Source organism: Xenorhabdus hominickii (assembly GCF_002632725.1).
Lineage (GTDB): Bacteria > Pseudomonadota > Gammaproteobacteria > Enterobacterales > Enterobacteriaceae > Xenorhabdus > Xenorhabdus hominickii.
This window is the reverse complement of sequence record NZ_NJAI01000006.1, coordinates 263,180-277,660: the sequence shown is the minus strand read 5'-3', so window position 1 is coordinate 277,660 and position 14,481 is coordinate 263,180. Positions and strand designations below refer to the sequence as shown.

The 14,481-nt window shown below is 44.2% G+C and carries 10 protein-coding genes and 2 tRNA genes; 8 read left to right on the top strand and 4 right to left on the bottom strand.

Annotated elements, in window-relative coordinates:
• Positions 1-9: 9 nt before the first annotated feature.
• Both mdtH and Xhom_RS18195 read left to right on the top strand, forming a co-directional pair.
• On the top strand, positions 10-1,215 hold the full coding sequence (gene mdtH / locus Xhom_RS18200; RefSeq protein WP_069315618.1) for a multidrug efflux MFS transporter MdtH: 1,206 nt from the start codon (positions 10-12) through the stop codon (positions 1,213-1,215).
• A 66-nt stretch (positions 1,216-1,281) separates the two neighbouring features.
• Entirely contained in the window at positions 1,282-1,845 is a 564-nt protein-coding gene (locus Xhom_RS18195; protein ID WP_069315617.1) for a lipoprotein, read from the top strand.
• Between the two features lie 135 nt (positions 1,846-1,980).
• On the opposite strand, the gene Xhom_RS18190 is transcribed toward Xhom_RS18195, so the two are convergent.
• Together Xhom_RS18190 and ghrA are read right to left on the bottom strand one after the other, a co-directional pair.
• Entirely contained in the window at positions 1,981-2,523 is a 543-nt protein-coding gene (locus Xhom_RS18190; RefSeq protein WP_069315616.1) for a TorD/DmsD family molecular chaperone, read from the bottom strand.
• Positions 2,524-2,606: 83 nt separating this feature from the next.
• Entirely contained in the window at positions 2,607-3,548 is a 942-nt protein-coding gene (gene ghrA / locus Xhom_RS18185; RefSeq protein ID WP_069315615.1) for a glyoxylate/hydroxypyruvate reductase GhrA, read from the bottom strand.
• 313 nt (positions 3,549-3,861) lie between these two features.
• On the opposite strand from ghrA, the gene Xhom_RS18180 reads away from it, so the two are divergent.
• Positions 3,862-3,951, top strand: a tRNA-Ser gene (locus tag Xhom_RS18180).
• Positions 3,952-4,076: 125 nt separating this feature from the next.
• A tRNA-Ser gene (locus Xhom_RS18175) sits at positions 4,077-4,166 on the top strand.
• Between the two features lie 98 nt (positions 4,167-4,264).
• Here Xhom_RS18175 and Xhom_RS18170 read toward each other — a convergent pair.
• The gene (locus Xhom_RS18170; protein ID WP_069315614.1) at positions 4,265-5,269 is read right to left on the bottom strand and encodes an NAD(P)H-quinone oxidoreductase; all 1,005 of its coding nucleotides are present in this window, start codon (positions 5,267-5,269) and stop codon (positions 4,265-4,267) included.
• 207 nt (positions 5,270-5,476) lie between these two features.
• Here Xhom_RS18170 and Xhom_RS18165 point away from each other — a divergent pair, with 207 nt between their 5' ends.
• Positions 5,477-5,872 carry a VOC family protein gene (locus Xhom_RS18165; RefSeq protein WP_069315613.1) on the top strand — a complete coding sequence of 132 codons (396 nt, stop codon included), beginning with the start codon at positions 5,477-5,479 and terminating at the stop codon, positions 5,870-5,872.
• Between the two features lie 105 nt (positions 5,873-5,977).
• Here the strand turns inward: Xhom_RS18165 and Xhom_RS18160 are convergent, their stop codons facing one another.
• Positions 5,978-6,478: a DUF2867 domain-containing protein gene (locus Xhom_RS18160; RefSeq protein ID WP_069315612.1), complete on the bottom strand. Its 501-nt coding sequence runs from the start codon at positions 6,476-6,478 to the stop codon at positions 5,978-5,980.
• Between the two features lie 656 nt (positions 6,479-7,134).
• Here Xhom_RS18160 and Xhom_RS18155 point away from each other — a divergent pair.
• The 3 genes from Xhom_RS18155 to Xhom_RS18145 are packed head-to-tail and all read left to right on the top strand — an operon-like array spanning position 7,135 to position 14,379.
• Positions 7,135-13,695 carry a non-ribosomal peptide synthetase gene (locus Xhom_RS18155; protein ID WP_069315611.1) on the top strand — a complete coding sequence of 2,187 codons (6,561 nt, stop codon included), beginning with the start codon at positions 7,135-7,137 and terminating at the stop codon, positions 13,693-13,695.
• Positions 13,688-14,125, top strand: coding sequence for a thioesterase domain-containing protein (locus Xhom_RS18150; RefSeq protein WP_069315610.1), 438 nt, complete (start codon positions 13,688-13,690; stop codon positions 14,123-14,125). Before Xhom_RS18155 ends, Xhom_RS18150 begins: the two co-directional genes overlap by 8 nt.
• Complete coding sequence (locus Xhom_RS18145) at positions 14,110-14,379, top strand: hypothetical protein (RefSeq protein ID WP_069315609.1); 270 nt, start codon at positions 14,110-14,112, stop codon at positions 14,377-14,379. The genes Xhom_RS18150 and Xhom_RS18145 overlap by 16 nt, the downstream gene beginning before the upstream one ends.
• The last annotated feature ends 102 nt before the right edge of the window (positions 14,380-14,481 follow it).

Genomic DNA, 14,481 nt, shown 5'->3' with positions numbered 1-14,481 from the left:
TGGTGCAAAATGGCATTAGTCTCACAAGCACGTAACTTGGGTAAATATTTTCTTTTATTTGATAACTTACTAGTTGTTTTGGGATTTTTCGTTGTTTTTCCCTTAATTTCAATTCGTTTTGTCGAACAACTTGGCTGGGCTGCTGTTATTGTTGGTTTTGCTCTGGGGTTACGTCAACTGGTACAGCAGGGGCTTGGCATTTTTGGTGGGGCCATTGCAGATCGGTTTGGCGCTAAGTTAATGATTGTCATAGGTATGTTACTACGTGCATTAGGCTTTGCCCTGATGGCTGTGGCATCTGAACCTTGGATCTTGATTCTTTCCTGTATTCTGTCCGGATTGGGAGGAACCTTGTTCGATCCACCAAGAGCGGCATTAATCATTAAATTAACCCGTCCTCATGAACGTGGACGTTTTTATTCATTCTTATTGATGCAAGACAGCGCAGGTGCCGTGGCTGGCGCACTAATAGGAAGTTGGTTGTTACAATATAACTTCAATATTGTCTGTTGGATTGGGGCGGCCATTTTTGTACTGGCGGCCTTCTTTAACGCATGGCTTTTACCTGCATATCGCATTTCAACAACCCGAACGCCTATCAAAGAAGGACTGAAACGCGTTATTAAAGACAATCGATTTTTCTACTATGTGCTCACATTGACGGGTTATTTTGTTCTGTCAGTACAAGTCATGCTCATGTTTCCGATCATTATCCATGAAATTTCCGGGACACATACCGCGGTTAAGTGGATGTATGCTATTGAAGCCGTTATTTCCCTGACACTACTCTATCCTATCGCTCGCTGGAGTGAAAAATATTTCCGGCAGGAGCAACGCTTGATAGCCGGCCTATTTTTAATGAGTATCTGTATGTTTCCGATCGGCTGGGTGAATCAATTACATTTCATGTTTGGCCTGATTTGCTTGTTCTACTTAGGGCTGGTAACAGCAGAGCCTGCTCGCGAAATGTTGAGTGCGTCAATGGCTGATCCACGGACACGAGGCAGTTATATGGGGTTCAGCCGTTTAGGATTAGCATTGGGAGGGGCATTTGGCTATACCGGCGGTGGATGGCTTTATGATACCGGCCGTGCTTTGAATATGCCTCAATTACCGTGGATTTTGTTGGGATTGGTGGGGTTAATAACCATTTATGCTTTGCATCACCAATTCAATCAGAAAAAGATTGAACCTATCATAATCAATAAAAATTAAGCCGTTAATAAATTAATCAGGCACTACATGGTATAAAATCAGCCATTGAAAATAAAAGGAGACAACATGAGGAAGTTTTTCTTAGCAGTGGCGTTAGCCATGGTAGGAGTCGTCAGCGGCTGTGATCAATTCAAGAACATCAGCATCAGCGAAGGTCTTCTGAATGATTATTTATTAAAAAAAGTGCATTATCAGAAGCAAATCAGCATTCCTGGTGCCGCCAAAGCCAATATTACACTGGGGGATTTAACCAGCCAAGTAGGCCGTAAAGATCCAGAAAAAATTGAACTCTCTACGCTGGCAAAAATTCAGTTGGCTACGTTGCTAGGAACGGTTCAGGCCGATATGAAGCTTACCATTAGCGCTAAACCTGTATTTGATCCAGAACGAGGTGCCATCTTCATTAAGGAATTGGAAATCGTAGACTATCAAACAACACCAGAAAAAGCCGCTACACCGATTAAGGCATTAATACCTTATCTAAATACATCTTTGAGTGAATTTTTTGATATTCACCCGGTTTATGTTTTGAATCCAGAAAAAAGCAAAGCTGAAGCCACCGCTGCAAAATTGGCCAAAGGGTTGGAAATTAAACCCGGTAAGTTAATTATTGGTTTGACTGATAAATAATTTTTATTGTCAATGAAGTAATAAAGCGAATTATTAGTTAATAATTCGCTTTTATTTTATCAATCAATTATTGATAAATTTATCTATTCAAAATGTTCATAATATCATGTTCGTAACACAAAAAACGTGACATTGTCACTCAGCTTCCAGCTCTTCACGCAATGCCTGTAATGCTTCACGAGAAATAATCGCTAACGTTCGATAAAACCCGCTGGTTGCATGAGCTTCAACCTTGCCAAGAAATTGACCACACCAAGGTAACAAATATTCATCAAACAACGTCACTTGAGCCTGAACTTCATCTTCTGCCGCCTGATCTTCCAACCATGACGCAGCCAGCAATAAAGAGCCGAATTGATCAGCAGGTGCATCAGATAAAGGCATACCCCGCTCTGCTAAAAACTGGCGGATTTCACTTTCTTCACTTTCTGTATAATCAGAACGACAAATCGCAACACCCGCAGATGCTTCGGTAAACAGAGCATGATAATCAGCTTCAATCACCGATACTTCACAGTGTTGCTGTAACCGATCCAACAATTCATCCTGTTCCAAAGGCCAGGCTTGTTTTAATTTCCCTTCTGCGATCATGGTAATCAAGGATTGCAGAACAGGATCTTGTGGCGCTCGGTTAAATAATGTTCCCAGAATACGGCAAACAATAGAAAATTCATTCATGATTTCGTCCAATCGCAATAACTTATCCAAATAGTCAATATTGTCATTGTCCCTAATAGTCTGCCTCGCTGTAAAGCAGCTTGTTAATAACCACGGGTCATATCAACGATCCCTGTGGGTTGCTCACCATTTTCCATCCGTCGAATATTCTCACATATGATATCCATAGCAGGGTCAGGGATAGTATTTGCAGCAATATGGGGAGTAACATTAATGCGAGGATGAGTCCAGAAAGGATGAAGATTTGATAATGGTTCCTCAACAAATACATCAAGCGTTGCACCCGCGATATAACCTTTATCGATGGCAACCAACAAATCCTGTTCGACGACCTGCCCTCCCCGTGCGATATTAATCACATATGAACCTGCTTTTAGCTGGCTGAATAATGAAAGATTGAGAATACCTCGAGTTTCTGGTGTCTCTGGCAGAATATTAATCAATACCTTACATTCAGAAATAAAATCATTCAGTTGTTCTTTACCGTAAAAACTTTCAACGTCATAAATTTGCTTTGGTGTCCGACTCCAACAACACACATTAAAATCAAACTCCCTTAATTTTCCAATAACACTACGTCCCAAAATCCCAGCACCTAACACACCGATGACAAATTCTTTTCGATTATGGGGAGCCAAAGGCTTCCACTGGCGCTGCCCTTGGTATTGCTTATATTCGTCCATACGGCGGAAATAGTGCAAAACAGCAGCAGTGGCATATTCCTGCATCTGCTGCGACATTCCGGTATCTTCAAGACGTATCAGCGGCACACCTGCGGGTAACGTCCCCGGCTTTTTCAATTCTTGTTTCAGGATGGCATCCACACCTGCACCAAGTGCAAATATGCCCTTGATCTCTGGGCGATTAGATAACATTTCATAAGGCGGTAGCCAAACGAGAGCGTAATCAGCAGGCGCATTATCGCCATGCACCCATTTCCGAACATTAGCGTCAGGTAACCTGGCTTGAATTCCCTGAATCCATTCTTCACTATTAAAGGAAGGGTGAAAAAAAATGATGTTCATAAAATCTCATTCCTTTTTTTGTTTTTTGATAGGGTTCCCCCATTGCTGAAGGTTACAATCCTCTGATGAAAAGACGAGAATGAAAATATGGATAATGTTATCTGGTTAACATATTTTCGATGATTCCTTGTAAAAAGAGAGTCTTCGCGTTCTTAATTGTCTGTCAAGCGCACAAATTGTTTTTTATTTGTCTAATCAGTCAAAAAGCTTGAAAAAATCGTCATCAGCCTGTTGACGCCTGTTCTGCTTTTCCCTATAGTAGCGCCCCGTTGTAGCGATGAACTCAAACAAAATCACTGCAACGACAAAATACGGTGAGGTGTCCGAGAGGCTGAAGGAGCACGCCTGGAAAGTGTGTATACGTGAAAACGTATCGAGGGTTCGAATCCCTCCCTCACCGCCATATTCTATAAAAGAGTCTGAACAAAAAGCCCAGGCTTTTTTAATGTGTAACTGAGCTTTATATTTAAGAGTCAGTAGACACATTGCAAAAAATCTTCTTAATTGAAGACTGCAACAACAAAATTTGGTGAGGTGTCCGAGAGGCTGAAGGAGCACGCCTGGAAAGTGTGTATACGTGAAAACGTATCGAGGGTTCGAATCCCTCCCTCACCGCCATTTTAAGAAAAAGCCTGAACAATTACGTTCAGGCTTTTTTGCATATATATTCCCCTAAAGGGAGAGTGAGAATCCTCGACAAGTTTCGACAAAACAGCCTATACCATCAACATAATCTTTCCAATATGTGAACTATTTTCCATCAAAGCGTGAGCCTCTGATGCCTGATCCAGCGAAAATGTTTTAAAAATCTGCGGTCTAATCACCCCCTGCTCCAATAACGGCCAAATTTTTTCGCGTAATTCGCTGGCGATAATAGCTTTATCTTCAACACTACGAGAACGTAATGTTGAACCCGTGATAATCAGACGTTTTTTCAGCAATGGCATCAGATCTAGCTCCTTCACCTTACCATGCTGCAAACCAACTTGGATGATCCTTCCCTCTATGGCTGCCGCTTGGAAATTTTTCTCCACATAATCCCCAGCGATGAGATCAACAATCACATCTGCGCCATGCCCATTAGTTATCTGATGGAGCTTATGTACAAAATCGTCGTTTCTATAGTTGATAGAAAAATCTGCGCCTAATGCTAGACTGGCTTGGCGTTTCTCTTCAGAACCCACCGTGGTAATAACACGAGCATTAAATGCTTTTGCCAATAAAGTGGCAGTGGTTCCAATGCCGGAAGTTCCACCATGAATCAAAACTGTCTCGCCTGCTTTCAGCTTACCGCGTTGGAATAGATTTACCCATACCGTAAAAAATGTTTCCGGCAATGCAGCGGCTTCCAACAAGCTATAACCGCTAGGGACAGGCAATACATTACTTTCGTGTACATTACAATATTCAGCGTACCCTCCTCCTGCGACTAACGCACATACCTGATCACCGACAGTATAATGTTTTACTTGTGGACCAACAGCAACAACTGTCCCTGAGATTTCTAAGCCAGGGATATCAGAAGCTCCCTGAGGTGGAGGATAATGTCCGCGTCGCTGTAGAACATCGGGGCGATTAACCCCTGCAACAGCGACTTTGACAAGGATTTCTCCTATTTCAAGTTTAGGAACAGGCATTTTCACCAGAGTTAAAACATCCAGCTCCCCCGGGAGGTTAATCTCGATCGCAGCCATTTCATCCGGCAGTGCATATTTTTGCATCTATTGATCCTTATTAAGTCATGTAAGCAATGCCCGTAGATTAACAGCAAAAACGCGCTTATTCCCAACCCGTATGAAGGGAATAGATTGTAGAATAAGCACCAATGGACTACATTTTAATCGGATTCGGCTCATTAAGCACAAAATGCATATTAAGTATCGAAATAATACACAACATTAAATACTACTGGAGATGAGGACAATAAAATGAAATTAGGCTATATCGTTATCTACGTTCACTCGGTAAGCGAAACACTCGAATTTTACGAAAAAGCGTTTGGATTCCAGCGAAAATTTATAGATTCATCAGGTGATTATGGTGAGATAGATACCGTAACGACGACTTTAGCGTTCGCTTCTCTGACGTTGGGGCAATATAACTTCGGTCGAGAATATTTCATCCCCACCAACCCTGACACTAAACCACTGGGGTTCGAACTGGCTTTTACCACAGAAAATATCCATTCAGCGCATCAAAGCGCCGTTAATGCTGGCGCTATTTCTGTTCAGAAGCCGATGAAAAAACCATGGGGACAAACGGTATCCTATGTTCGTTCTCTCGAAGGTACACTTATAGAATTATGTACTCCAATAGATGGATAAAGTTAAACACACAGTATGTAAGGATTAGTACGTGAGGGTTTTGAGCATAGCTCAGGTTCGAAATGGCAAATAAAATAGCCTAATGAAATAGGCTTTTAACTGTTTTCATGGAAACTTAACTTTCGATAGCATACTCCTCACAATAATATCGTGTGTGAGAGATACCGGTATCATATACATTTTCCCAAAAAAATTATGAGTTATCACAGATGCTGTTACAGTTATTATATAATCGCCGCCATTATCATTATTAGAGAAAACATTCAGAGATAATAAAACTGTCAAGTGTATATCTTTCGACAACAGACACATTTCATCATCACTGATACGTTCAATCTTAAAAAAATCAATATAACTTCCATCACGGGGTGTTTCTTTTAAATTATTACCAGAGAACCCATGAATTTTTTTTACATCAGAAAGACTTGAAATCTTATCTCTTATAGTAAAAGAGATACGTAACCACAGTGGTATTTCCTGTGTCATTTTATTATAAACATCAAGAGCAGTCACCTTATTCCCAATGAAAGCCTTCTGCTGACTATAATAATCCAATTTATCTTTTTTATCTAAGAGTAAAAAACCAGACTTATCACGATAGTACATATTTCACCATGATATTATTCCCTATAAAACAATCCAGACAGGATTGATTTCCATTGATAATTAAATTTATTTTTTACTTTCTTTTCTTAAAAGTAATTTTTCACATAATAAATCAAGATTATCCTGTCCACTTGAAATTTTACAGCATTATTTTTCTTTAACACAGTTTGCCGTATAGGCAATGCTGGTATTGAATAGAAAAATATTGGGAAATAGAATTTTGGAAGTTATTTTGCAAATTCTGCATTTAAACGAGAATCACTTAAATTAGGATGCCAAATAGGATTACCCCTTGTGATGATGCTTTATTTATTCGATCCAACAATAAAATAGTTAAAGAGAATTTTATTTTTCCATTAACATCTCATTTTTCGACTATTGCCTGAGAAACATTGGCTGCTGTTAACACACCATGCTTTCATCATGATAATTGGCGGCTGCCACTCACTCTAATCCTCTCCCCCACCTGATCAACCATTCAGTAATTTTAATAATCCTTATCAAAAATAAACGAATTATAACCCTTTTATAACCGGGATAAAAAAAATAAAGTATCTGATTATGAAAGACTTAATTCTTCCATGAGCAGCCATGTCACATAACTCACATTCAATCTATTAGCCTAATCCGTTAGCCTAGTGAGCAGGAGTTAAGTAATGCCTAAGTCATGCAATTGTATCAACGAAGAGCAACTCGCGTTTGAGAATTGTCCTGGATCTTCTTGCCAATTCTCACTCAGTTCTACTCAGCAAGTCGTTTGGCTTGACCAAATTCTCCATCCTGATACCTCAAACTACCACTTAGGTTCACTTATTCTCATTGAGGGGGAGTTGAACGAAACGCTGTTAGTACGCGCCTTTGAGGCCCTTGTTCATCGTCATGATGCATTGCGTTTGCAACTTATCTATACCCAAGAGTTACCACTTCAGGCAATGGCTGACTCTCTTCCCTTGAGGGGGACAATCTACGATTTCTCACACCACACCGATGCAGAAGCCCGAGCAGCACAACACTTTCAGGCTACTTTCATGCATCCGTTCGACTTGAATGGAAAACTGTGGCGCTCTGAATTGATACGAGTGAGTGATAAACGTTGGTACTGGCAGTTTTGTTGCCATCATTTGATCGGGGATGCCATGAGTTTAGGGCGAGTGCCCGCAGAGCTTGCCAACATTTATCGTCGCTTAGCCAGAGGAGAAGAATTAGAAGCCGCACCTTCTTACCTCGATTTTATCACTGAAGATCGTGCTTATCTCGGCTCCCCACGCTATGCACATGACCTGCAATTCTGGCTAGACCGCTATAAAATTTTACCTCCTGCTTTGCTCCGACATCCAAATCCAGACAACAAAAAAGAACACGGGCAAACTGAACCCGTTCTTTGGCAAATGAATAGAGATTTTTTCCGCCGTATTGAGAATATGGTTACCGCACATGGTTTGTCTGTCCTGCATTTTATGTATGCTGTTTTGGCATGCTATTTCTCACGTACTACTGATACGAAAAACATCGTCCTTGGTATTCCCGTGCACAATCGCAGGAACGCCAAGCAAAAATGCACATTGGGCATGTTCTCGTCGGTTATTCCTGTGGGCATCACCCTTGCTCCCCATGACACGTTTCTCGATGTTATGCGCAAAGCCGCCGCCGAATTGCGCCTTTGCTATAAGCATCAACGCTTGCCAATCACAGAGATCAATCAGCATACTCAAATCCAGCAGAAGACAGGGCGCACCCAACTGTTCGACGTTATGTTGTCATTTGAATCATTTGAAACGAGTGACTGCATACCAGATGTCACCATTCAATACGTAAAAATAAAACGAGGGACACCGCTGCCTCTTTTTATAGGGCTATATCAATACAGATTCACTCACAATCAAGATATCAATCTACCCGTCACAGTAGAATTTAATTTCTCCCCTCACTATCTGAAACGCACAGAAGTCATTGCTCTCCAGTCTCGCCTTGCGGTATTAATGGAGGCCGCCCTCAGCAATCCCGAAGTACAGATCCGAAATTTGCCACTTTTGTCACCAACAGAACAACACCAGTTATTGGTAGATTTCAACGCTACCCAAACGGATTACCCGAAAGATATTCTGATTCATCAATTGTTCGAAACTCAGGCCGAACACAACCCCGATGCCATCGCTGTGGTTTGTGGAGAGCGATCACTGAGTTATGGCGAGCTAAATAGCCGTGCCAATGGGCTGGCGCATCATTTGATCGCACAGGGCGTTCATCCGGATGATCGCGTGGCACTGTGTGCCGAACGCAGTGTGGAAATGGTAGTGGGTTTACTTGCGATCCTTAAGTCAGGAGGGGCTTATGTGCCGCTCGACCCCGTTTATCCGGCTGAACGACTGGCTTATATGCTTAACGATGCCGCTCCCGTAATACTTCTTATTCAGGCTGCGTGGGTTGATACATTGGCTGGCTCAATGCCCACATCAGTACCCACAATAATACTCGATGAGCTCGACACAACGCTGGCGGAAAAACCGAACCACAATCCTGAAGCGCAAATGCTGATGCTGACTGCCCACCATTTGGCTTATGTGATCTATACGTCCGGCGCCACCGGACACCCCAAAGGCGTAATGAGTAGCCACCAAGCCCTATGCAATCGCTTATTATGGTTTGTCCGCGATATCGTAACACCTCCGTTGATAGCGGCGTTGAAAACCAGCATCAGCTTCATCGATTCAATAACCGAAACGCTGGGTGTTTTATCAGCCGGTGGCAAATTGGTGGTTTTCAATGACCATCACGTCAAAGATATGACGCGTTTCAGTACAGGGTTGTGCCACGCCAATGTTAACTACTTAGTGATTATGCCTTCGATATTGAAACGCCTCATACAGGGTGATGGTGATCAGGGTGATGGCCTGAAATCAATCAGAACCTTGGTTTGCAGCGGGGAAAAACTGACACCTGAGTTGGCCCGGCAAGTGATGAAAAATTATCCAAAAATTCGTTTATTGAATTTCTACGGTTCGTCTGAAATCAACGGTGATGCGACTTGGTATAAATACTACTCTGCGGCTGATGTATCGAGTGCTTCAATGATTGGCCAGCCACTGCCCAATACTCAAGCCTATATTCTCGACACTCACAAACAACCGGTTCCTCTCGGTGTCATCGGTGAAGTTTACATCGCTGGTGCCGGCGTTGCGTGTGGTTATCTGAACCGCCCGGAACTGACTGCTGAATGTTTCCTTGCTGACCCTTTCAGCGCCGATCCTGACGCTCGTATGTATAAAACAGGTGATCTAGGTCGTTGGCATCCCGATGGAAATATCGAATACGTGGGGCGCAACGACTTTCAGATCAAACTGTGTGGTTTCCCTATCGAACTTGGTGAAATAGAAACTTGTCTCGCCCAATGTCACGGCGTACGCGAGGCGGTGGTACTGGCCCGTGAAGATGAACCGGGCCAGAAGCGGCTGGTCGCCTATATGTTGCCTCAGGCGGGTGTAACACTGGTGCCCACCGAATTGCGGCAACAACTTGCCCAACATTTGGCCGAGTACATGCTGCCCAGCACGTTTATGGTACTTGAAACTTTCCCGTTAACCGCTAACGGCAAACTCGCTCGGCAGGCACTCCCTGCACCTGAATCATCTGCCATGGTGGCTCGTGGCTATGAGGCGCCAATCGGTGAAATGGAAACGGTGCTGACTCAGATTTGGCAGGAGTTATTGGGATTGGCACGAATCGGCCGTCACGACCATTTCTTTGAGTTGGGTGGTCACTCGCTCATGATTATTAGCCTGCTCGAGCGACTTCGTCTCCTCGGCTGGCAACTTGATGTACACGACGTATTCTCTTTCCCTATTCTCACCGAAATGGCTCAGGCTATCTTAACGCTCCCAAATGATATTGATACTTTCGTTGTACCGCCTAATAGTATTCCTGAAGGCTGTACAACTCTGACGCAGGATATGCTGCCTTTAACTTCTTTGTCCCAAGCTGAGATTGATACTCTCGTTAAGGCTTTGCCCAGCGGGGCGGCCAATGTGCAAGATATCTATCCACTTGCACCGTTACAGGAGGGAATTTTATTCCATCATCTGCTTGAACCCACCAGAGATCCATACGTAATATCATCGTTGTTGAATATAGAAAGCCAAACAAAGCTCGATACATTCATTACGGCACTGCAAACGGTTATCGACCGGCATGATATCCTGCGTACTTCCATTCACTGGTCTGGGTTATCTCAACCTGTCCAAGTGGTACACCGACATGCACAATTGCCTGTTAACTTGCTGACATTCGATGACGATACCAACGTGATTGCCCACATGCGAGCAAGCATGGTTTTGTCACATTTGCACATGGATTTATCCCATGCACCACTCATACGTTTACACGTCGCCACCGATCCTTGCTCATCTGAGTTATATATCTTGTTCCAATTGCATCACATCATCGGCGATAACCTCTCACTTCGGTATTTGCTCGCAGAAATGAGCGCCTTTCTGGCGGAATCCGGCACTAATTTACCTCCGCCAGTTCCTTACCGCAATTTTGTCGCCTATACACGTCAGACAGGGAAAACACAGGAAGCAGAAGCCTTCTTCCGAACATTCTTGGCAGATGTCGATGAAATAACCGCCCCTTTTGGCCTGACTGATGTTCAGCAGTGTGAGGAACATATTACCAAGACACAAAAAATACTCGATGTCGAACTCTCTGAGGCAATCCGTGAAACAGCCCGTTGTTTTGGTACTAGCCCCGCAATTTTGTTCCACGCAGCTTGGGCCCTCGTGGTAGCACACACCAGCAATCGAGATGATGTCGTCTTTGGCACCGTATTGTCCGGGCGCATGTCGGGCATTGAGGGCAGTACACGCGCATTAGGCATGTTCATCAATACCCTCCCCTTAAGGCTCAAATTAAGGGAAATCAGCACAAATGAACTGCTCAACATGACGAATGACGCCTGCACCAATCTATTATGCTATGAACAAACGCCATTGTCTCTTGCACAACGTTGCAGTGGTTCGGTTAGTATGCCTTTATTCAGCACCCTGCTGAATTTCTACCACAGCAGTGATAACGCCCGGAATAGCAGAGATAAACATAACAATATCGCAAATATGGAATTATTGGGTCTGACGAACTTAGATAGCAACCAACGTACCAACTACCCACTTGAAATATCTGTTGATGATAATGGTGAATATTTTGTGTTATCAACACAGACCGTAAGCGCTATCGATCCGAATAGAATAAATGCCTACATAACAAAAGCACTGGAGCAATTGATAAGCGCATTGGTAGACGCTCCCGATACTCCCGCGTTGGATTTGGACATATTGCCTGAAACCGAGCGCCGGCAGCTATTGGATGACTTCAATGCAACTCAGGCAGATTTCCCTCAAGATGCCTTGATCCACCAGCTATTTGAGTCTCAGGTAATGCATACCCCCGATGCTATCGCTCTAGCATGTGGAGAGCAGATGCTCAGCTATAGCGAACTGAACCGCCGCGCCAACCGTCTGGCTCATCATCTGATCGCTCTAGGTGTGCAACCTGACGATCGGGTAGCGATTTGTCTTGAGCGCAGCACAGAGATGGTGGTGAGCTTACTCGGTGTCCTTAAGGCCGGCGGGGCTTATGTACCGCTCGATCCCACTTATCCGCCTGAACGGCTGTCGTATATGCTCAACGATGCTGCGCCGGTAGTATTGCTCACTCAAAACTCATTGGTTCAAAACACGCTAGCAGATAAGCTTGTCAGCACTATGCCGACACTGATATTAGATAACCCGATTCCGGCCATCGAGAAACAATCGGAGGATAACCCAGATGCGCAGACGTTAGGGCTGGATTCACGCCACTTGGCTTATGTCATCTACACCTCAGGCTCCACCGGTCAGCCAAAAGGAGTCGCCATCGCCCACTGCAATACGGTCAATTTCCTCACTTGGGCTAGACTTAATTTCAGTCGGGAAGAGTTAGCACACACCCTATTTGCCACTTCACTTAATTTTGATTTGGCTGTGTACGAATGCTTTGCGCCATTGCTTTCCGGCGGTACGGTTCACATTGTCCCTGATGCACTGTCGCTAATCGATACAGAACAATCCGTTAGCCTGATCAACACAGTACCTTCAGTCATCGCTCACCTGAACGATGCCAAGGCTATTCCTATGACAGTACAGTCTGTTAATTTAGCCGGTGAAGCATTGAAACCACACATCGTCGAACATTTATTTGCTGGTTCATCCGTACAGAATGTGTGTAACCTGTACGGCCCGTCTGAAACCACCACCTATTCAACTTGGATACGAATGAATCGGGAGACGGGTTTTGCTAATCATATCGGTCATCCCATCGCTAACACCCGGATCTATATCCTCAACCCTCGTAGTCAGCCGGTTCCCCTCGGTGTGACGGGCGAAATTTATATCGCCGGTGCTGGCGTTGCCCGCGGTTATCTGAATCGCCCCGAACTGACCGCTGAGCGCTTCCTCTCTGATCCCTTTACATCAGATCAGAATTCCCGTATGTACAAAACCGGCGACCTTGGCCGCTGGCTCGCTGACGGCAATATTGAATATCTCGGCCGCAATGATTTTCAGGTTAAACTACGCGGATTCCGCATCGAACCCGGTGAGATCGAAGCGCGGCTTATTCAATGCCACGGTGTGCGCGAAGCAGTGGTTCTCGTTCGTGAAGATAAATCCGGTCATAAACGTTTAGTTGCTTATGTATTGCCTCAAGCGGGTGTGGAATTAGTTCCCGCCGAACTGCGCCGACAACTCTCTCAGTATCTCGCCAGATACATGCTGCCCAATGTCTTTATGATCCTTGAATCCTTTCCTCTGACCCCGAATGGCAAACTCGACCGACAAGCACTGCCCTCCCCTAGTCAGTCTGCTGTAATCGCACGCAGCTACGAGGCTCCCGTCGGCAAAGCTGAAACCGTTTTGGCGCAGATCTGGCAAGATTTACTGGGAGTAAAACGCATCAGTCGCCTCGATCATTTCTTCGAGCTAGGGGGACATTCACTGCTTGCCATGAAATTGCTGAACCGTATGCATGAGCAAAACATATCTGTTCCTCTCACTGCGTTGTTTGCGCATCCGATATTGTGTGATTTGGCGATGGCTGTTAGCGAACTTTTGACTCAAGCAACATCGCCATTTGATGAGAATCCCGTCCCTCTAAGCGCTACAGGCAATCGGTATCCATATGCTTGAACATCCCCCATCCTCATTTGAGGCGCTCGCAATTTGCCATATCCAAGCTATTCGTCGCATTCAACCACACGGCCCCTATCGCCTATTGGGTCATTCTTTTGATGGCTGGATTGCTTTCGAGATTGCCTTACAATTACAGGCGGAAGGAGAATCCGTATCCACCCTTGTTCTGATCGATACCGATGAACCTGACCCTCAAGGTCATATGCCCAAGCCACTAAACTGTATCGAAACAATAATGGGCTTGGTCGACATCTATAATATAATATCGAAACAACCGTTATCGCTCACAAAACAAAACCTTGATGGTCTGGAGGCGGATGAACAAATTCAGTGTTTACTTCGCACGCTAATTAATGTGGGGCTTTTCCGGTCAAGACACCAGTCTTATTGTTTCAGGGTGTCATCCGCGTCATGCAAGCCAATCTGAATACTTGCTATATACCCCGTGCTTGCTATGAGGGCGTTGTTCATTTGATCAACGCAGAAGAAGGAGATGCAGATGAAACAAAGACTCGTGCAACCCAGTGGGGTACACATGCTGATCAACTCATCACCAAACAGGTACCGGGTAATCACATGACGATGTTATCCAATCCACAAGTAAAGCATTTAGTTGCTTGGCTATGGCAAAAATTAGATGATGCTACTCCAAAAAAATTCTCTACCCCAGAACTGACCTAAATCTGCCGGAACAGGATCGGGGCGGCCGTTATGACAGCGTTAATCTTGGCAGTCATTCGTAATACACGGTATTTAAAGATTTTAGACAGGTAAATCATGTAC